The organism is Methylocystis echinoides (genome assembly GCF_040687965.1).
In the GTDB taxonomy this organism is placed as follows: Bacteria; Pseudomonadota; Alphaproteobacteria; order Rhizobiales; family Beijerinckiaceae; genus Methylocystis; species Methylocystis echinoides_A.
In genome coordinates this window covers 439,591-457,992 of sequence record NZ_CP156084.1, presented here as the reverse complement: position 1 = coordinate 457,992, position 18,402 = coordinate 439,591, and the positions used below count along the sequence as shown (strand labels likewise).

Sequence of the window (18,402 nt, the reverse complement as noted above, 5' to 3'; positions counted from 1 at the left end):
ACCGTATTTCGAAATTCCGGTGCAGCCAAAGTTTCCCTAGTGCGTCGTCTAGTTAGTCTGCTCAAGGCAACGTGGTCAATAGGCTCAGCAGACTTCTTCTTCCGTCATTATGAAGCACCAGAAGTTTTTTTAGCCGCTCTCGCACTGAGACTTAGGGGTTGTCACGTATACATAATGACTGATTCGAAGTTCGACGACATGCCAAGACGCGCGTGGGGAGAAGTTTTGAAGGGTTTGGTGTTCCTGCCATACCATGGCGCGCTCATCACCAGCAGGCGGGTCGAGGAGTATATGAAGTTTATGCGCTTCCGAGCGGACCGCATCGCTTATGGATATGACTCGCTATCTTTAGAGCGCATCCGCGGGCTCGCAGAAACTGAACCCGCGCCACGTGGCGTCCCGTTTTCTTCCCGCCACTTCTCCGTCATCTCAGGCTTTGGCACAGAAGAGAGACTTCCGTCTGTCATAGATGGTTATGCTCTCTATGCAAAAAAAAGCTCAAACCCTCGCCCACTTCACCTTTTCGGAATCGGAGCGTTAGAAGCTCGGCTCAGAGAAAAGGTTACTTCATTGGAGCTTGACGAGTTAATAGTTTTCAGAGGCACTGTCCGTTCGCATTCATGCTCGCGTGCGTTGGCGAGCACACTTGCGTTGCTGCTTGTGGGTGCTGAGGAGCAATCCCGGCTGGTCGTGATCAAGGCGCAAGCCTTGGGGGTTCCCGTGATCTACTCGCCAGAATCTGGTGCCCGGGACGAAATACTGCGTTCTGGCATAAATGGCTTTCTCATCGGCCCAGATGATCCGGAGGGGCTCGCCTTCTTTATGGATTTAGTCGCTTCGAACCGAGCGCTTTGGGAGAGGGTCGCGACGGAGGCGCTAAAGGCTGCGAACCAGGGAGACGTGTCGCGGTTCGCTGCCGGAGTAGGACAATTGTGCGGGGCGAGAGCTTTTGATGCGAAATTCTGAAGGGTATCATCATAACACCGGCGGTGTCGTCGTTGCAGTGCTAGCCTTGCCTCCACCCATAAACGGCCAGACGATTATCAACGAGAGCATCGTCTCAGGACTAAAAAGGTCGACGCGTGTCGCTATAAAGCTTGTTGATACCTCTCCTCGCAACCACCGACGAACAAGAACTTACCATTTTCGGCGCATCATACGGACATGCTTTTCACCGTTAGTATTGCTATATAACACTAGTTATAAAAAGCGGAGCTTTTACACGGTGATCGAACCAGGATTGGGCATGTTTTATAACTTCCTGACTGTCACCTTCGCCAGATTGTTTGGTTACAAGCTGTTCCTTCACCACCACGCCTCGTCGTACATTAAGTCTTATGATTTACGGTTCGCTACACTTTGTCGGCTGGCAGGTGAGAGGTCTCTTCACATAGTGCTATCAGAGCAGATGGCAAAGGACTTGAAATTGCATTATAATAGCGCTCAGACCGTTGTGGCCCACAACGCGAGCCACATTCTCGCTTGCGAGAAGCACGAGCGCATTGATAAGAATGGGATGCTCACTATGGGGTTCCTATCTAATCTTACGATAGAAAAAGGCTTGGATACTGTTCTTGACGCGTTCGAGTCGATATATTCTGACGGCCTAGATGCACAGTTATTGCTCGCAGGCCCAATTGTTGACGAACGTGCACATGCTTTGATTGCAGCCGCCCGTTTGAAGTTTGGGGATGCTCTGATCGAGCTTGGGTCGGTATCGGGGGAAGCGAAGGATCGCTTTTTCTCGAGTATAGACTTGTTTCTCTTCCCGTCCCGATACCGCTTTGAGGCGCAGCCGCTCGTAATACTTGAAGCTCTGAGCCACGGCGTCGCCGTGCTTGCCACTGATCATGGCTACATTCAGGAAATTATCTCGCCGCTGGGGACGGGCGTTGGCGCCTCTGATTTCATAAGCTTTACGGACAGATATGTACGTGAGTGGACCAGAGACGAGACCTTTCGATGCTCACAGCGCGCAGCTGCCCGTTGCCGCTTCCTGGAACTTGCGAACGAAGCAAAATGCCAGGAAATTAGTCTCTATCAGCTGATCGCCGGCGATCAATCTACATCCGCTGGCTAAGGAAATTATCTTTAATCCTCTATAGAATCTTGTTTTGCAACGCGCCAGGTGAGAGGTCTTTGAACTTCGCAGCTTTGCTTTCTTCGTTGACAGAGGCTGTCACAGCATCTCGCTCTGCGAGCGTGCTGATTCCGCGCGGTCGTAGAGCGTTCGCTGGAGTGGAATGTGGTGCCAGCAGATGCTCGCCATGCAGCGGCTGGCAGATTTTGTCGACCGCCAGAAAATGTTATAGCGGATCACGTAGCGGAGGCCGTTCTTAATAAACGTGTCTGACACATTGAATCTACCTATTGGGCGCTTGAGCGAGCTCGATGATATGACCAAGTATCTTTTATCTTTAGCTCTATTCGTCCTTCTCTTCGCTAACGCTGAGGCGGGGAGCGCAATGTTATTCCAGCTTGGGGGCATTGGGATAATCACGATGATGGCAAGTGTAGCAGTGCTTCGGGAGGGTATAGATCGAAAACCGTTAAGCTTATTTGAAACCGTTATGTTAATTGCAGCTTCTCTTTCAATGGCAATTTCCATCTTTTCTGAAGTAGAGTACACGTCCTTATACTCGTTGACCTTCCTATATGTTATTTGCCTTGCTATAGTAGTGGCTCGAACAGTAACGCTCAGTGACATTCTATCAGGTGCCACGTATTCCTACTTGGCCATGATTTCAGCTTGCTTCCTGCTCACGCGCCAGGAGATGTTTGACGCTCTAAATATCAGCTTAGATAATCGTTGGGCTTTGCGATATGCTCCTTTCGGTTTGCATCCGAATTTGGCGGGCTTTATATTTGGGGGAGGAGTTGCAGTTCTGATAACGCAGGCGCTGGTTTCGACAGGAAAGAATAGGCTCCTGTTTGCTGGCGCTTCCCTGCTGAGCCTCCAAATTGTGATGGCATCATCTTCACGTGCGTCATTTCTGGCGTTGGCGCTTGCCGTGGCAATCGCATCTCTCGCGAACCTGAAACGAATAGGTGCCAAGGTGATAGGTGGCACAATAGCCCTTGCCTTTATCGTTGTTCTATTAAAGACTCAATCGCTCTTCGATTATCTCAGCGAGATATTTGAACTCTCTTCCGAACAAAGAGGTATCGGTTCGGGCGGCTCTGGGCGCCTTGAGCTGTGGCAAATGGCTCTGGACAGACTATTTAGCGACCCAATTCAGCTGTTCTTGGGGGGGGGGTTGCGATCCTCGTCCTATGAGTTACTCGGATTCAACACGGAGAACTCCTACTTAACAATTATGTTAGATTCGGGGATTCTGGTAGGTACGGTTCTCATCTTTTCGATATGCAGATTGATATCTCGGCTTTGGCGTCAAATAAGAGCACCGCAAGGAAGAGAATGGCGCCTTTATACGGGGGTTCTGATGTTAATAACATATACCGTTGCGGAATCGGTCTTCAACAGATACCTGATTGCTATCGGCAATCCACTATCCGTGCTTTTCTTACTTTTGTGCGCCAAGACAGAACTTGTTACGCAACATAATAGCCAAGAAGTCAATGATTACAAAGAAATGATTGAAATCCGAAGTCCATTTTAGGAGGCTTACAAAGCCAAGACGACGAGGATTATCTGGCTTGGCATGGTTGGCATGTTCTTATGACTGAAGACGGATCTCAGTGAGGAGCGGGTGATATGGTGACGTATGATAGACAAACGGTAAACTCGCCCAATCCCATCGCTCGCTTCGCTCATAGGACTCGCTTATCGAAATCCATCTTGTTAGCTGATAAGCATCTTCCATGCCGAGGCGCTGTTGCGGATTTTGGCGCTGGAAATGGCTATTTCTTAAGCGCTCTCGGAGATGTAAGAGTAGATGCCGTACTCTACGCGATTGAGCCTTATATGCCACCATCGGCGGACCCGCGGATACAATATATCTCCGATCTTAGAGGAACTCCTAGGGAATTTGATGTAATAACTGCTCTAGAAGTTTGTGAGCATCTGACAGACGATCAGATCGACATATTTTTAGCCGATTGTAAAAAAAAGCTTCGTGCCGATGGAAAGCTGATTATTTCCGTGCCGATCATGATTGGAGCGGCACTCCCTATCAAGGAGCTGAGTAGGACTATTTTATTTCAAAGACGGTCCGACTACTCAACGTCGGAGATTTTGTTAGGGTTAGTCTGCTGCGATGTGCAGCGGCCCGAGGATCGGCGACCTACTCACAAAGGATTTGATTTCAGGTTGTTGCGGAAAACTCTTTGCAAAAGCTTTGTGATAGAGACTGAGCTCTACTCCCCGCTACCGATTCCATGGTGGGCAAACTCCCAAGTTTTTTTTGTTTGCAGAAGGTTGAAATAATAGAAAAAACGTCGCTAAATGGCCGCTTATGATTTTGCAAAGGATACTAATCAACCTGATTTTAGGGGTCGGTGGATCGAAGCGGCGAAGGTCCATCGGGGCACACACCGCGACAACTCTTGCGAAAAATCTTCAACGGCCGTTCGTGGCTTGAGGAGAATTTGTTACCTCGGCTGCGGCCCGTATCTACGAGATTTACGGGGGATCGTCTATTTTTAGCCACGTTGCACTTGTCTAGATACCTTCCGTAAACTCATGCGCGATGGCGAGTGGGTGCCGGCCGTTAACACCAGGTGCGCCCTAGACCTGGGCACCAACCGCCTTCATGTCAGCTCACTTAAAGTCAGCGACGACCTCGGGGTAAAAAAATAATGAGGTCAAGGAGGGAAGCAGCAGATTGATCCCCCTGGGCTCCGTCCTCCTGCCCACATCCAGTTCGGTGTTAGGTGCTCTAGGGGTGAGCTTATGCGTTTCCTTGCCTAGACCTTGAATAGCAACGCTGAGCAAGAATAAGAATATGTTCATGAGATTCGGTCTCCGTGCCTTCTCGCTTCTCTGCGCATTGTGGCGCTTTGCCCTGCAATTTGCCTGGGCCAGCCCATTGGATCAATTTGATCCAAATGATCCGTCCGCGTCAGGTTACAGGAAAGTTTTCGAGGATGATTTCATAGATAACGCAGGGATAGATCTCAATCGCACGGGCAAGCCCGGTTATCGATGGTATCTAACAAAGTTTATCAAAGGCCATGTTCCGACGCCGCCGGAATCACTAGTCGTCAAGGATGGGGTCCTTACCCTAACCCCCACCGACTCTACCAATTGGAGTTTGGCTTCTGCGGGGCCAAGTCAAAATGGAACTGGATACGTTGGCCAGGCGTTCGGCGGGGGATTTTTTGTCGAGGCGCGAATCTCCTTCTCACCGAATCTGAGCAATGCCGAGAGAGGCTGGCCCGCTTTTTGGAGCATTGCGATCGAGAAGCTCACGTTGAACGGCGCAGATCATTGGGAGGATCAAGAGCCAGAGTTCGAGCACTTCGCGGAGGATGACTTATTTGAATATAACATCTCAGCATGGGCGGGTCCCAACTCTTTTACGAGCACGATGCTCGACTGGTATGGTAAATGGCGTAAAACCTGCTCCGAGGGCTTTTGTAGGATTGGCAATTTCGGCAAGCCTTCCCGTTTTGACAACCATGTGGTGCATATTAGAGAGGTCGTAAATTGGAGAGAGTTCCACCGGATCGCACAGTTATGGATCCCAGCAACGTCCGAACCGAATTCAAAGGGGTACATCCAAAATTACTTTGACGGCCTTCCAACGCGTTCGCGTGTGAGCTGGAGCAAATACCAAGAGGGAACTCCTCCTCCTCCAACCGGAGATGCAATCTTTAGTATAATCGATAGACAGCACTTGGTGATCATCATTGGATCGGGAATGGATCAGCCATTGCGAGTAGATTGGGTTCGCGTTTGGCAACTGCAAAAGTGAGAATAACGCTAAGCGGAGGCCCACCATGCCCTAGTGAAATGGGGGATCCAACTCGAATGATTCTTCCGCTACTGCTTGGAGGCAGATTGTGAGTTTACCCCGGGTTGGGGTGTTTCACCCCGGGACGCAACATTCGTGGCAAACGGCTCGTGCATTTGCAAAACGGGGGATGCTTGAATGGTACGTCACGTCTATCTTTTACCAGCCGCAGAAGTGGCCGTATCGTATCGAGGCCTATGCCCCGGGACGACTCCGGGATTTGTTGCATAGAGACTTTAAGCGGTTTTATCATCCCGACCTTGACGCTGCTTTGGTGCAAACGTCCGGGATATACGAATGGGCCTTTAGAGTGGCTCGGCGCTTTGGATTTGCTGAATCCGCGAAGAAGCTAAACAAGGTCAGCAATAAGTATCTAGCGAAAAGGGTTGCTAGTATATTGAACGCGGAACCGATAGATGTTCTTTGGGGATATGACGGTTGCTGTCTCGAAGCATTCGCTCAAGCCAAAAAACAAAACGTGCAAACAGTGCTAGATAAGACTATAGGAGACCCGCGCGTTTTCAACAAAATCATAGCAGAAGTTTATGAGGAGTTCCCAGAGTTTTTCGAAACGCGAAAGTTCCGGTTGCCAATGTCTACGATAGACAGGCAAGACCATGAGTACGATTTAGCAGATAGAATTCTGGCCGGTTCTGAGTTTTGCCGCGAAAGCATCGTAACTGCGAGACCGGAGCTCGAGGCGAAACTGCAAGTCGTTCCCTATTGTTTTGATGATGTTTTCTTTCCACAAACAACAAGAAGCTCACAGACTCCGTCGGTTGCGAGGCCCGTCCGCTTCATATTCGTCGGACAGGCAGGCCCGCGGAAGGGTATTCATCTGATTTTACGCGCTTTTGAGAAGATTGAGAAATCCGCGGCCCACCTCACAATTCTTGGTTCGCTGCAGGTTCCAAGAGAAGTGTTCGCGCCTTTCGCAGACCGCGTAGAAATCGTGCCGACGGTCAGGCGCGACGAGGTGTCTTGCTTCCTCGAGCACGGAGATTGTTTGCTTTTTCCCAGCTATTTTGAAGGGTCAGCAATTTCGATATACGAGGCGCTGGCTTCAGGGCTCGGCATAATCCAATCTAAGAACACCGGCGTTGTGATTGATTCATCAGTGGGATGGACTCTACAACAGCTCAATGTAGAGGAACTGCTGAGCGCAATAAGGACTATAATTGATTCACCGGAACTGTTGGCCTCTTGGAAGGCAAATGCTCGAGGGTTTGCTGAAAGGCTCAGCTTCGCGAACTACGCGGAAAAGGTGCAACGCATTGCAATAGATTTGGCGGATAGACAGACACATGATATCTGATTTTGAACAATTCGATTGCGGCGAGCTGGAATCTGACGTGGTGGTGGTGGGGGCGGGGGCGGTTGGTCTCGCCGTGGCGATATGCCTTTATCGAGCAGGGAAAAGTGTCGTCCTGCTGGAAGCAGGCGGGGAATCGGTGGAAGAACGATCACAGGCGTTCTTGCGGAATGCGATTTCCACGGGACGTCCTTTTGCAGGATTGGAAACCGGTCGCTTTAGCAGCCTTGGAGGGACTACTACGGCTTGGGGCGGACAACTAGTGCCGTTTGATCCCATTGTTTTCGAGCACCGCCCCTGGGTTTCGAGCGCAAAGTGGCCCATAAGTGCAGACAGCCTTGCTTATTATTATCAAGAAGCTGCGGCGTTGATCAACGCGAAGGATCCGCTAGTCCCAAGCGCAAGCCTATGGTCAAAGCTTGGCATCCCAATCGTAGACTGGAGCGAGGAGATCGAGCCGCTCCTCACGCAATGGCTCCGTCAACCAAATTTTGGAACGCTTTTCTTCCCTGAGCTTTCGGCGAAAGCGGGACCCCGGATCGTGCTTCACGCCAGAGTTACAGAGATTGACGCGTCGCCAGACGGTACTATCAATAGCCTTGCCTTCGTAAATCAAGCAGGAAAAGTTGGACTCGCCAGTGCCTCATGTTTCGTTTTGGCTACGGGAACCGTTGAGACTATTCGCCTGTTGAAAACCCGCCTGTCCAGAGGTCGATTCGCAACGTGGTCTGAAAATAATCTGCTGGGCTCGTATTTCACTGATCATATTGACGCTTTTGTAGGGAGGGTACGTCCTCTTGACAAGGCTCGTTTCCACGACGTCTTCGATAGTGCGATCCTAGATAATGTTAAGTACTTTCCGAGGCTCAAGCTGTCGGCACTATCGCAGCGAACAAATCATATGGTCGGTGTAGCTGGGCATATGATATTTGATTCTCTACTAGAGGACCATCTACAGAATTTTAAGGCGTTTGCGAAGGCGATTCTCCACGGTCGCTGGCCAAAGGATGCCATGAGTGCACCGTTTCACGTTTGGCAATTGGGCCGAGTAATGTTTCCACTGGTGACCCGATACGTTCGCTCAAATCGGATCCTCAGCCTTTCGGACAGAGGGATCCGGCTTCGGCTAACCTGCGAGCAAATCCCCATAAGGGAGAGTTGCGTCACCATAGGCGATCGGTTGGATGCCAACGGGATCCCGCTCGTGCAATTGAACTGGGCGCTCGATGGCCGAGAGTTGGAGTCGATGGCATTCCTGGCCAAAGCGATCCGTAACCAGCTTTGGAAGCAGGGCCTTGCCGAGGTGGAGATTGACGACCGTTTGGCGAAAGGAGAAGCTACGTTTCTAGACACGGCCGATGATGCCTATCATCAGATGGGGGGCGTGCGTATGGGATTTACTCCCGAAGAAGGGGTGGTTGACGCGAACCTGCGCGTGCACGGAAGTACGAATCTCTACGTAGCTGGCGCAGCGACGTTTCCGACAACCGGTTTTGAAAATCCCACGCTTACGGCTATATCCTTGGGCATTCGGCTTGGTGAGCATTTGACGAGGAGTGTTTTGTGACGAGGTTCCCAGGCTCTAATATTGAAACATCACGGATCGGCTTTGGCTGCGCGTTCTTGGTTGGCGGTGCGAGCGCAGGCGAGAGTGCGCGCCTTGTCGATGCGGCGTTTGACGCGGGGATCCGCCATTTCGACGTTGCGCCGAGCTATGGTCTTGGTCTAGCTGAGGACGTAGTAGGCGCTACGCTCAGCCGTCGTCGTCATCGCATTACGATCACGACCAAGGTGGGCGTGCCTCGCCCCCGTTGGGGTTATCAGCTTTCAGTGGTCCGTTCCACAGTACGGCCCTTGCTTCAACGCGTGGGCCGCCTCAGAGAGACCTCCGCGCGTATTGGAGGTGCCTTGGCTTCCGGGCGTGAGAAACTTGACCGGGTCATTCTTCGGCGTGGCCTGGAGGAAAGTTTGCGGCGGTTGAGGACCGACTACGTGGATGCCCTTCTTCTACATGAGCGGGCCCCGCATGAAGTTGGAGCCGAGATCGTTGAATCTCTCGAGGGTTTTGTCGATTCCGGCCAGATCGGTTCCTATGGAATCGGAATCGTTGGACCTGGAAATAACGATCTCTTTGAACGTCCAATAGGAAGAATTGTTCAATTTGCGTCGTCCATTTTTTCGCAACCATACGCTGCGGGATGCGGCCAGATGGTCATCACACACAGAGCCATAATGAATGGCCGCTTGAAGCTTGCTCGCGAACTTGCAGACGATGCCGCGCTAAGAGGACAGGTTTCTGAATTAGTTGATTTCGATCCCGTCGAGGAAGAGCATCTAGCGGATTTGCTCTTGGCTGCCGCCTTTCAAGAAAATCCAAGTGGTATAGTCCTCGTGTCTTCCAGGAAGGTAGAGCGAATCGCGCGCTATGCCCAAATCCCCTTTAATTCAGGGTTGATGGAAGCGGGCCGTCGGATTGCCACTCATTTCGGGGCTACGAGCCAATCAACATCTCGGGCACTGAACAACTCGGAAGCGGTGGAAAAGCCAAGGGGGCCGCGTTCTAGATTCAAGGATTCCGCCACGGGATAATTGCAGGTCAGACAGCTTCACCTGAGCTTCAGCTCCACCTTGAGGCAACGGGGCGGCTGATCTTGATGTTGTGTCTCTTTAGGGCGCTTCGTTCGGCGTCTCGTTGAGAGGCGTGCTGGACTCTCACTCTTGTGAGATCGCACCATAGCGGGAAGCGAAGCTCCATCCCCGCTGTGCGGCTCGACGTCATGCAGAGATGAGGGTGCAAAGGCATTATCGCGGTGTAACTTTCGGCGATCGGTATGATTTCTCCGAATGACGCTCAATGACTTCGCGCAAAACAACTCGACGCCTACAAAACAGAAGGGCCTAAGAATGACTAAGCTAACCTATTTTGCACGCTCGGCGCTAAAACTGTCCAAAAGTGAGCAATACCACTGCCCGAACTGTGGGTGCAAAGGTTCAAAATTAGTAGAGAGAAAGTATTTCATAACCGCATTGAGGCGGTGTGATGAGTGTAAGCTGATGTTTCGAACTCCGACAGACTCTCCGCAAGAAAGCGCTGCATTCTACAACGATTTATATGAGCAGGGGTTTACTACAGGTATGCCGACCGACCAAGAGTTATCAACTTACAAAGCGTCCAACTTCAAGGAATCTGATAGGGACTATGAAATATATTTATCAGTTCTCGCTATGCTTGGATGTTCGCCCGGTCAGAAGCTTTTCGATTTCGGGTGTTCTTGGGGCTATGGTAGCTACCAGCTCTCCCTAGCGGGATACGACGTAACTGCAACCGAAATATCACTGACACGTAGAAAATTTGCAGCAGAAAAGCTTGGGGTGAGAGTAAATTCTGATTTCGAGGGGTGGTCCCGCCGTCCGGAAAACCTGTCTTCATTCGACGTTTTCTTTTCATCTCATGTACTCGAGCATGTGCCGTCTCCTTCGAACGTCATAGATGCCGCTTTTAGAATTTTAAAGCCGGGCGGCTTGTTCGTAGCCTTTCACCCAAACGGTAGCGAGCCGTGTCGGGCCACACATCCAACGTGGAGTCGGCTTTGGGGAGAGGTTCACCCCAATATGATTGATGACATCTATTATGATAACGTTCTTGGCAAGTATTCCAGAATCTACGGCTCTACGCCTAGCACAATTACGTCCGAGCAACGGGATTTTTTGTTCAAAAGCTCCCGGCCGGGCGTATTGCGGACCAATAATCTAGAAGGTAGCGAAATGTTTGTTGCGGCGCGAAAGAACGGTCACTAGACCCCTTAGTCCCCTGCTGCAAAATCCAAATCTACTCGAGCGAATAATACCAGGGGTGACAACAAGGTGACGCCTGAGCGCATGCAGCACGCCCCAGGTCGCTCGCAAGACCGCGTCGCCAGCGCCTCTTGTTGGAACTGCTTGCTGTTGCTTCATCAGAGTGTCTTGGATCCCTAGCAAAAGCGCCGGGTGTCGTTCATTATTGACGCTTGGCAGCAGTCAACCCTAATCTAAGAATGCATCCGCTGGGACGATGGCAACGCCTACACAGCTGACAGCGGCGGCTTGCTCCTCCAATGATTAGAGCAACACCATGATATCGCGTGACCGTATTAAGCAAAGAATGCTCGGCGGTTTTGTTGCTCATTTTGGTAGTCGAGTATGGTTGATTGTCGCTCGGCTAGTTGAAGCTCCACTTTTCCTTTCGTATTGGGGAAGGGAGCTGTGGGGTGAGTGGCTGATGCTTACAGCTATCGCTGAATACGTGAGTCTTTCGCAAATCGGAGTGTCAGACGCGGTTCGTAACGAGGTCGTTATGGCGGTCGCGCGAGGGGATACTAATTCGGCTACCAAGAGTCTGCACACGACTCAAAGTGTATTGATTGTGTTAAGCGGGGTCGCCTTAATCCTAGTTTGCGCGGTTGTGTCTCTTGATCTCTCTCGTCACCTACACATTACAAATATTTCGGAAGCGTCAGCCAAGTTCGTGATCATTTTTAGTTCAATTCAAGCTGCGATCCGGTTGCAAGCTGCGATACCTCAGGCGACGTTGAGTGCGTCGGGGTATTATCCTCTTTCAACTACTTTGTCTGTTTGTGGTTCGATAATCGCGTTCGTGCCCTCAGTAATTCTTGTCCCACTGGAGTTTGGGCCTGCTTCATTGGCAGTTGCGCAGCTTTTGGCGGCGATACTGGAACTGAGCGCGTTTTGGGGGGTAACGCTCTACCTTTCTCGTTGGGCTAGATTTGGAGTTATCTGCAATAATTATAATGAATTGCGACGAATAGCTCTCCCGGCAATAAAAATGGCGTCTTTTAATGTGGGACAAATGCTCAACACACAAGGCTATCGCATCATAGTAGGGTTGGTTCTCGGTCCCAGCGCATTGAGTAGCGTTACCGTTGTCCGCACTTTCTGCCAGACACTTACACAAGGCGGCACTATGATTAGCCAAGTTTTTCATCCTGAATTAGCAGCCGCACAAGGGCGAGGGGATTTAGAAGACTTTCGTAAGCTTGCGCATTCATGCCTCCGCTGGTCCGCATGGGTTGGATTTGTAATCTTTCTAATTGCCACTCTGTTTGGGGAGAAATTCATCTTCTTTTGGACGAATGGTAAGGTTAAGTTTGGGATGGAGGCGCTTTTTTTGCCACTGCTGGCAACATTAATGGATGCAGTTTGGCGTAGTGCAATGATACCGGCTTATGCTACAAATCGGGCTGGCAAAATCGGATTTGTCTTTTTGGTTACGTTTGGATTTGGGTTCCTATTTGCAACATATTTTTTCAGCTACATAGGCGGAATTAAAGGAGCACTTGCAGCTCTACTACTGCCTCAGCTGGTAATGACATTTGCAGTTTTCTTCATCGTGCCTCCTATCTGCGGAGACTCTGGATTTTTTTGGTTCAAGATCATGCTTAGTCCGCCTATCGACTTGGAGATGTTAAAGAGAAGAATTGCATCATGGATTTAGCACTACTTTGGCAGATTTTTTGGAGCTCCGGCACTTTTAGGATTCCCTCGGATCGTTTTGCGTGATTCATGGGTGGTCGGCTTTTGGAGGGCCGGCCATGGACGAAAGCTGGAAGTCCGATCTCGAACGGTGGCTCACGCCTTTCATCGACGCACTTCGGCACAAGACGCGGGCGCGGATGTGTCCGGTTTATGTGGCGGGGCTGATCGGCGCAGGTGACCGTGGCGGCGCGGGATGGCGAGGTCGGCTACGACCAGCTTCATCACTTCATCGCCAGCAGCGTGTGGGGTATCCCCACGGGGTGGACCACCTTTTGAAATTTCGGCGAAGCGTGATGCTGTGCAGCTAAATCGGCTTTATGAGCGAGGCTAGCTGCACAGCATGGTAAGCGTTCAGCCGGCGCCATTCTGGCGGCGAGCGGCGTGGAAGTGGTAGCGGTTGGACATGGATAGCAACATCTATGTCTACGCCTATGCGCAGAACTGACACGAACCAGTTCATCGAGGTCCGCGCGGAACGTCTCGAAGGAGCGCTGGTCGGAGAACGCCGACGTTGGTCGGAGGACTTCAAGGACCGAGCGATCGCCGCGTCGCTTGAGCCCGGCACGAATTTCTCGGCGCTGGCGCGTTCGCCGGATATCGCGCCGTCGCAACTTTTCGGGTGGTGTCGCGCTGCCGCTCTGCGGGCGAAAAAAAATCGATTCAGGCGCCGGCGGAGCCGCGTGCGGCAAAGACGCGGCGCGTGGAGATAGAAAATCGGCGGCGCGGTCGTGCGGGGTAAGCGTACACCCGGCACCGTTCACTCGGTGGGCTTGAAATTCCAGGGCATGAGCGCCTCGATGTTCTTGTTGGGCCATCGATCGGCGATTCGTTCGAGGGTCTGCTGGGCCCAGGCGTAGTGACCTGGCACTGCAAAGTTCCTCCACGACCGATTAGAGTCCGGCCTTTGAGAGGACGGACGAATGAAGCGTGCACGTTTCACTGAAGAGCAGATTATCGGCGTGCTGCGGGAGCATGAGGCAGGCGCGAAGACCGCCGATCTCGCCCGCAAGCACGGCGTTTCCGAAGCGACGCTCTACAACTGGAAAGCCAAATACGGCGGCATGGACGTTTCGGAGGCTAAGCGTCTGAAGGCGCTGGAAGAGGAGAATGTAAAGCTTAAGAAGCTGTTGGCGGAAGCCATGCTCGACGCCTCCGCGCTCCGTGAGCTTCTGTCAAAAAAATGGTAGGGCCCGCCGCCAAGCGCGAGGGAGTCGCGCATCTGCGGGCCGCGATGGGCCTGTCGGAACGGCGGGCCTGTGGCCTTGTCGGCGCGGATCGCACGATGATCCGCTATCGTTCTCGGCGTTCGCCGGACATAGAGCTGCGGGAGCAGATCCGCGATCTCGCCAACGCCCGCAAGCGCTTCGGTTACCGGCGTTTATTCATTTTGCTGCGCCAGGCGGGCGAGCCTTCGGGCGTCAACCGCATCTACCGGCTCTATCGCGAGGAGGGCCTGAGCGTGCGCAAACGACGATCGCGAAAACGCGCCGTCGGGACACGGGGGCCAATTCCAATTGAGGCAAAGGCCAATGCGCGGTGGTCGCTCGACTTCGTTCACGACCAGTTCGCTAGCGGTCGCCGCTTCCGGGTTCTGAACATCGTGGACGACGCGACGCGTGAATGTCTCGCAGCAATCCCCGACACGTCGATTTCGGGCCGTCGCGTCGCGCGGGAGCTTACGGCGCTGATCGGCAGGCGCGGCAAGCCAGGGACGATCGTTTCCGACAATGGCACGGAGTTCACCTCGAACGCGATGCTCTCCTGGTCAGAGGAGCATCGGATCGCTTGGCATTTCATCGCCCCGGGCAAGCCCATGCAGAACGGCTTCTGTGAGAGCTTCAATGGGCGGATGCGCGACGAACTCCTAAACGAGACGCTGTTTCTCGGGCTAGACCACGCCCGAGAGAAGATCGCGGCCTGGGTCGATGACTACAATCACCGGCGACCGCATTCCGCGCTCGCCTACCTAACCCCGGCAGCCTACGCCGCCTCGCTCCCCGCAACATGCAATCGGCTGCGCAACCCCGACCAGCTTCGCCGATCGCATGTTGCTCACATCGCGCCTCACGGCGTAAAACTCCACGGGGCTCCAATCGCCGCTGGATGAAACTTCAGTGGCAGGTCAAGATCCGTTCGCCCTCGCGGATGCGCGCGAGCACATGCGCCGCCAGCGGCTCGAAGTGGAAAGCTACCGCGCCCATCCATTGCGCCATCAGCGAGCGTCCCAGCTCAACGCCGTCGCGAACGTAGATGGCCTCTTGGCGGTAGAGCGGCAGCCCATCGGCGTATTTAGACACCGCGACTTGCGCGAGCAGCGCTTCCGTCGGCAAGCCGGCTTCAACGATGTGCTCGGGCGCCGGCGCTTGCAGGATTGCGGCGGGGTCCTTGTAGGCGTATTTCGGCCGGATCGTCACGATCAGCCGGAAACGCGCGCGCACGACATCGAGCCTGACGCTCTCCTCCCGCCCGATCTCGACTCGCTCCTTGCCTTGGAGCTCATCGGGAATCCAGGCTCCATGACTTCCTCGACCCGCTCCAGATGCGAGGGAAACCGTGGCTTGTCGCGACGCGTCTTGCGCGGCTTGGAGTCCGCCTTCGCGGCCAACCGCGCGTCAATTGCCGCGAGCCCGGTTTCGACTTCTTCGAACACGAAGCTTTGTTGCTCGGCGTCGTCGGCGCCGAGCTTTTCGGAGCGCTTCCCGAAGCGGTCGCGATGAAGCGTCTTGATGATCGAAGTCAGCCGATCGATCTCGGCTTTCGCCGCCGCATTCGTTTGCGTGAGTTCCTCGACCTTCGCCGTCAGGCTCAATGTTTGCGAACGGAATGCCTCGCGTCGGTCTCTGAACGATCGACGCGCGCCAAGGCATCGCGCGCCAGCGCCTTCAGTTCGTCAACGTCGTCAGGAAGCTCGCCGAAGCGCTCGATCATGTTGCGTAAGGTACCGCTTTCGTCGCTGAAAGTCCCGCATTTTCTGGGTTTTTCAACGCTTCCGGCACGTCTTTTCTAAGGTCAGCCTGCGCTCTGCGGCGCTCGTACGTTCGCAGCCCGAACCCGTCGCCAGTCGAGTCCTTCGACCAGCGCCATGACTTGCGCGTAGCTCAGACGAACCTCGTGGCTCCCCGCTGTCGGCCAGCAGAAATGCGAGTGCTCGAGGCGCTTGGCGAAAAGACAAAGGCCTGAACCGTCTGACGCAGCGCGAGATCATCCCCTGCGGCCCACGCCGGATGCTTACTCTCCTTGATGATTTGAACGAGGCGCTCGTTGCGCGCCCGCTCGGCGAGAAGCATCGCCTTCAGCTCGTTGGGGTCGTCGGGAAGATTCTCGATCGCCTGCGCCATGTGGGCAGAAGACCATATTTGACGCCGGCTTTCGACGATCTTAGTCGCCCTGATTCACTGTGTCGCGGCTCATCCCGACAATGCCGGCGCCGGCGTCTCTTTCGCGCATTGGACGCGCCGCCAATCGAGCCCCTCGAGCAGCGCCGAAAATTGCGTCGCGGAGAGCCGCATCGTTCCGTCTTCGATCTTCGGCCAGCGAAACTCGCCATCCTCGAGCCGCTTGGCGAAGAGACAGACGCCTGTGCCGTCCCAATAGACCAACTTGATCCGATCTGCGCGCTTGGCGCGGAAAACGTAGAGCGCGCCGTCGAAAGGGTCCGCTTTCATTGTTTCGCGCACCAAGGCGGCGAGGCCTTCGGCACCCTTGCGAAAATCCACGGGCTTCGTCGCCACCATTACGCGAACCGCGCGAGTCGGGCCGATCATGACCAGGCCTTCAATGCGTCGATAATGGCCGTGACCATGCTGAGATCCGCGTCGCGCCAGATCCAGACGCTCGCGCCATTAACATCGAGTTCGATCACATGCGCCCCGACCGCAACCGCCTTGCTCTCCGGCGGCAGCGGCGCCGGCGCTGTCCCTCGCGGTTCAACAACGACCGGCGCGAAGGGAACTCCATCGGAAGCCGCCGCCTTTTCGCGTGCTTCGCGCCGCCAGGTGAACAATTGCTGCGGGGTCAATCCCCGCCGCCGCGCAACCTGCGAGACAACCATGCCGGGCTGCAGCGATTCCTCTACTGCCTCCGCCCTCTCGTCATCCGACCATCGGCGCCGGCGTTCCCCACCGCCCGTGATCACCTCAATGCGCTGGACAGTCTCGCCCTTCGGGTCAAGCGGATGATGAAGTTTGGACACAAGCCTTACCTCCTGCAGGAGATAAGACTCGCAGCTGTCGCTCCCGTTTTGAAGGTGAGGTCAGGACATCGCTTACCCTTAAAACCATCCCGCGCTTCGTGCTTCTAGGCAGCCTTATCCCCGGCGCGCGCTACCCAATTCGAGAGAAACCATGCATATGTTCGCGCAATTCCTTGCTCAAGGCTGATTTCGGGGGTCCAGCCCAGTTCCCGAATCCGACTGGAATCCATTAGTTTGCGAGGCGTGCCATCTGGTTTCGTGATATCGAAAACAATCCGGCCATCGTATCCAACACTGGACGAGACCAGCTTCGCAAGAGCTTCAATTGAGATCTCGGACCCGGCACCGCAGTTGATGTGTTCATATTCATTGTATTTATCTAAACAAAATAGTACGCCCCGCGCTAGATCGTCGACGTGCAGAAATTCTCTGAGGGGCTTTCCTGTCCCCCAGACAACAACTTCCTTGGTTCCCTCAACTCTCGCTTCATGGAACTTGCGGATGAGCGCGGGCAAAACGTGGCTTGTATTAAGGTCGAAGTTATCGTTGGGCCCATAGAGATTGCACGGCATCACCGAAATGTAGCGCCGTCCATATTGTTTTCGGTAAGCTTGGCAAAGTTTGATTCCCGCTATCTTTGCGATCGCGTACCACTCGTTGGTTGGCTCGAGCGGGCCGGTCAAGAGCGATTCTTCCTTTATAGGCTGTGGCGCAAACTTCGGATAAATGCAGGAAGACCCCAAGAACACCAGGCGATCTATTCCTGCTTGATGCGCTGAATGGATAATATTAGTTTCGATGGCAAGATTATCATAGATGAAATCCGCTGGAAAGCTGTCATTAGCGGAGATCCCTCCGACTTTTGCAGCTGCAAATAATATCGCATCAGGCTTGTTCTGCTTGAGCCAAACCTCGACGGCGAGTTGGTTGCGGAGGTCAACAATAGACCGATCAACCTCAAGAACGTCGTCTCCGCGGCCTCTTAGTTGGCGCACAAGAGCGGAGCCAACCATGCCTTTGTGACCGGCCACCCAAACGCGTTTCTTGCTCATTACAGTTCTCCTCAAAAATTGATTTAGTGTTCTCTATTGTCCCGAACCGCCTTCGGCCCGTCAAGGTGAGAAGTCTCTGCCTCTTGCAGCTGACCACGTACGTAGTCGTAATGTACGATATCGTCTTGAGAGCACGAGCACGGCGTCCGGCGTCGTCAACTGGCTTCTTAGCGCCCATCCACCGCCAAAGAACATCCTCGTCGTAGTGCGGCTGTTGAGAAGCGGGAGACCGGTCTTCCGATTTTTCTCTGCAGGCACGCTCGAAGCCTATATTATGGCTTTCGGCTAGCTATCTATCAATCGCTTCTATCTTCTTAAGATATCCACAAAGTGGGACGGAACAGATTTGCCTGCTTGATCGGTCTGGACCTAAGTGATCGACTTGCGTCCCTTTTGTGG

At 53.4% G+C, this 18,402-nt stretch carries 20 protein-coding genes and 2 pseudogenes; 14 read left to right on the top strand and 8 right to left on the bottom strand.

Annotation, left to right across the window (positions count from 1 at the left end; translation table 11 throughout):
- Nucleotides 1–174 precede the first annotated feature (174 nt).
- The 12 genes and pseudogenes from RVU70_RS02220 to RVU70_RS02165 all read left to right on the top strand — a co-directional run bounded on the left by RVU70_RS02220 (nt 175) and on the right by RVU70_RS02165 (nt 13,469).
- Nucleotides 175–966, top strand: coding sequence for a glycosyltransferase (locus RVU70_RS02220; protein ID WP_363349457.1), 792 nt, complete (start codon nt 175–177; stop codon nt 964–966).
- Between the two features lie 280 nt (nt 967–1,246).
- Entirely contained in the window at nt 1,247–2,080 is an 834-nt protein-coding gene (locus tag RVU70_RS02215) for a glycosyltransferase (RefSeq protein ID WP_363349456.1), read from the top strand.
- Between the two features lie 316 nt (nt 2,081–2,396).
- Nucleotides 2,397–3,620 (top strand): O-antigen ligase family protein, encoded by a 1,224-nt coding sequence (locus RVU70_RS02210; RefSeq protein ID WP_363349455.1) that lies wholly within the window; start codon nt 2,397–2,399, stop codon nt 3,618–3,620.
- 95 nt (nt 3,621–3,715) lie between these two features.
- Nucleotides 3,716–4,387 carry a methyltransferase domain-containing protein gene (locus RVU70_RS02205; protein ID WP_363349454.1) on the top strand — a complete coding sequence of 224 codons (672 nt, stop codon included), beginning with the start codon at nt 3,716–3,718 and terminating at the stop codon, nt 4,385–4,387.
- A gap of 523 nt (nt 4,388–4,910) precedes the next feature.
- Nucleotides 4,911–5,876 (top strand): hypothetical protein, encoded by a 966-nt coding sequence (locus RVU70_RS02200; protein WP_363349453.1) that lies wholly within the window; start codon nt 4,911–4,913, stop codon nt 5,874–5,876.
- Nucleotides 5,877–6,045: 169 nt separating this feature from the next.
- A complete protein-coding gene (locus tag RVU70_RS02195) occupies nt 6,046–7,230 on the top strand; it encodes a glycosyltransferase family 4 protein (RefSeq protein ID WP_363349452.1) in 1,185 nt (394 codons plus the stop codon).
- Nucleotides 7,220–8,794, top strand: coding sequence for an FAD-dependent oxidoreductase (locus RVU70_RS02190; RefSeq protein ID WP_363349451.1), 1,575 nt, complete (start codon nt 7,220–7,222; stop codon nt 8,792–8,794). The genes RVU70_RS02195 and RVU70_RS02190 overlap by 11 nt, the downstream gene beginning before the upstream one ends.
- Entirely contained in the window at nt 8,791–9,816 is a 1,026-nt protein-coding gene (locus RVU70_RS02185) for an aldo/keto reductase (RefSeq protein WP_363349450.1), read from the top strand. Before RVU70_RS02190 ends, RVU70_RS02185 begins: the two co-directional genes overlap by 4 nt.
- Nucleotides 9,817–10,071: 255 nt before the next feature.
- Nucleotides 10,072–11,025 (top strand): class I SAM-dependent methyltransferase, encoded by a 954-nt coding sequence (locus RVU70_RS02180; RefSeq protein WP_363349449.1) that lies wholly within the window; start codon nt 10,072–10,074, stop codon nt 11,023–11,025.
- A 313-nt stretch (nt 11,026–11,338) separates the two neighbouring features.
- Entirely contained in the window at nt 11,339–12,718 is a 1,380-nt protein-coding gene (locus RVU70_RS02175; protein WP_363349448.1) for an oligosaccharide flippase family protein, read from the top strand.
- A 61-nt stretch (nt 12,719–12,779) separates the two neighbouring features.
- Nucleotides 12,780–13,005, top strand: a pseudogene (locus RVU70_RS02170) (IS701 family transposase); the annotation flags it as partial.
- Nucleotides 13,006–13,178: 173 nt separating this feature from the next.
- Nucleotides 13,179–13,469, top strand: a complete 291-nt coding sequence (locus RVU70_RS02165) for a transposase (RefSeq protein WP_363349447.1) — start codon at nt 13,179–13,181, stop codon at nt 13,467–13,469.
- Between the two features lie 47 nt (nt 13,470–13,516).
- Here the strand turns inward: RVU70_RS02165 and RVU70_RS02160 are convergent, their stop codons facing one another.
- Entirely contained in the window at nt 13,517–13,627 is a 111-nt protein-coding gene (locus RVU70_RS02160) for a transposase domain-containing protein (RefSeq protein WP_363349446.1), read from the bottom strand.
- A gap of 52 nt (nt 13,628–13,679) precedes the next feature.
- Between RVU70_RS02160 and RVU70_RS02155 the strand changes: the two genes are divergently transcribed.
- Nucleotides 13,680–14,866 (top strand): IS3 family transposase gene (locus tag RVU70_RS02155; protein ID WP_363346330.1). Its coding sequence is split into 2 segments (ribosomal slippage): nt 13,680–13,932 and nt 13,932–14,866, totalling 1,188 coding nucleotides; the frame shifts between segments, so codons are not numbered across the junction.
- Between the two features lie 4 nt (nt 14,867–14,870).
- Here RVU70_RS02155 and RVU70_RS02150 read toward each other — a convergent pair.
- Together RVU70_RS02150 and RVU70_RS02145 are read right to left on the bottom strand one after the other, a co-directional pair.
- Entirely contained in the window at nt 14,871–15,197 is a 327-nt protein-coding gene (locus tag RVU70_RS02150; RefSeq protein WP_363349445.1) for a transposase, read from the bottom strand.
- Entirely contained in the window at nt 15,176–15,487 is a 312-nt protein-coding gene (locus RVU70_RS02145) for a transposase (RefSeq protein WP_363351184.1), read from the bottom strand. The genes RVU70_RS02150 and RVU70_RS02145 overlap by 22 nt, the downstream gene beginning before the upstream one ends.
- Here RVU70_RS02145 and RVU70_RS02140 point away from each other — a divergent pair.
- The gene (locus tag RVU70_RS02140; protein ID WP_363351406.1) at nt 15,419–15,766 is read left to right on the top strand and encodes a hypothetical protein; all 348 of its coding nucleotides are present in this window, start codon (nt 15,419–15,421) and stop codon (nt 15,764–15,766) included. The genes RVU70_RS02145 and RVU70_RS02140 overlap by 69 nt on opposite strands.
- 2 nt (nt 15,767–15,768) lie before the next feature.
- On the opposite strand, the pseudogene RVU70_RS02135 reads toward RVU70_RS02140, so the two are convergent.
- From RVU70_RS02135 to RVU70_RS02115, 5 genes and pseudogenes are all read right to left on the bottom strand, one after another.
- A pseudogene (locus tag RVU70_RS02135) lies at nt 15,769–15,888 on the bottom strand (hypothetical protein); the annotation flags it as partial.
- The gene (locus tag RVU70_RS02130; protein WP_363349444.1) at nt 15,858–16,097 is read right to left on the bottom strand and encodes a hypothetical protein; all 240 of its coding nucleotides are present in this window, start codon (nt 16,095–16,097) and stop codon (nt 15,858–15,860) included. The pseudogene RVU70_RS02135 and the gene RVU70_RS02130, both read right to left, overlap by 31 nt.
- A gap of 69 nt (nt 16,098–16,166) precedes the next feature.
- Nucleotides 16,167–16,523, bottom strand: a complete 357-nt coding sequence (gene tnpB / locus RVU70_RS02125) for an IS66 family insertion sequence element accessory protein TnpB (protein ID WP_363349443.1) — start codon at nt 16,521–16,523, stop codon at nt 16,167–16,169.
- The gene (gene tnpA / locus RVU70_RS02120; protein ID WP_405044836.1) at nt 16,520–16,951 is read right to left on the bottom strand and encodes an IS66-like element accessory protein TnpA; all 432 of its coding nucleotides are present in this window, start codon (nt 16,949–16,951) and stop codon (nt 16,520–16,522) included. The genes tnpB and tnpA overlap by 4 nt, the downstream gene beginning before the upstream one ends.
- A gap of 104 nt (nt 16,952–17,055) precedes the next feature.
- Nucleotides 17,056–18,003 carry a GDP-L-fucose synthase gene (locus RVU70_RS02115; protein ID WP_363349442.1) on the bottom strand — a complete coding sequence of 316 codons (948 nt, stop codon included), beginning with the start codon at nt 18,001–18,003 and terminating at the stop codon, nt 17,056–17,058.
- Nucleotides 18,004–18,402: the final 399 nt, after the last annotated feature.

Coding starts and splice junctions, on each gene's coding strand:
- RVU70_RS02220 (WP_363349457.1), top strand. CDS start 175: ATGACTGATTCGAAGTTCGACGACATGCCAAGACGCGCGTGGGGAGAA.
- RVU70_RS02215 (WP_363349456.1), top strand. CDS start 1,247: ATGTTTTATAACTTCCTGACTGTCACCTTCGCCAGATTGTTTGGTTAC.
- RVU70_RS02210 (WP_363349455.1), top strand. CDS start 2,397: ATGACCAAGTATCTTTTATCTTTAGCTCTATTCGTCCTTCTCTTCGCT.
- RVU70_RS02205 (WP_363349454.1), top strand. CDS start 3,716: ATGGTGACGTATGATAGACAAACGGTAAACTCGCCCAATCCCATCGCT.
- RVU70_RS02200 (WP_363349453.1), top strand. CDS start 4,911: ATGAGATTCGGTCTCCGTGCCTTCTCGCTTCTCTGCGCATTGTGGCGC.
- RVU70_RS02195 (WP_363349452.1), top strand. CDS start 6,046: ATGCTTGAATGGTACGTCACGTCTATCTTTTACCAGCCGCAGAAGTGG.
- RVU70_RS02190 (WP_363349451.1), top strand. CDS start 7,220: ATGATATCTGATTTTGAACAATTCGATTGCGGCGAGCTGGAATCTGAC.
- RVU70_RS02180 (WP_363349449.1), top strand. CDS start 10,072: ATGACGCTCAATGACTTCGCGCAAAACAACTCGACGCCTACAAAACAG.
- RVU70_RS02175 (WP_363349448.1), top strand. CDS start 11,339: ATGATATCGCGTGACCGTATTAAGCAAAGAATGCTCGGCGGTTTTGTT.
- RVU70_RS02165 (WP_363349447.1), top strand. CDS start 13,179: ATGTCTACGCCTATGCGCAGAACTGACACGAACCAGTTCATCGAGGTC.
- RVU70_RS02130 (WP_363349444.1), bottom strand. CDS start 16,097: ATGGCGCAGGCGATCGAGAATCTTCCCGACGACCCCAACGAGCTGAAG.
- tnpB (WP_363349443.1), bottom strand. CDS start 16,523: ATGATCGGCCCGACTCGCGCGGTTCGCGTAATGGTGGCGACGAAGCCC.
- RVU70_RS02115 (WP_363349442.1), bottom strand. CDS start 18,003: ATGAGCAAGAAACGCGTTTGGGTGGCCGGTCACAAAGGCATGGTTGGC.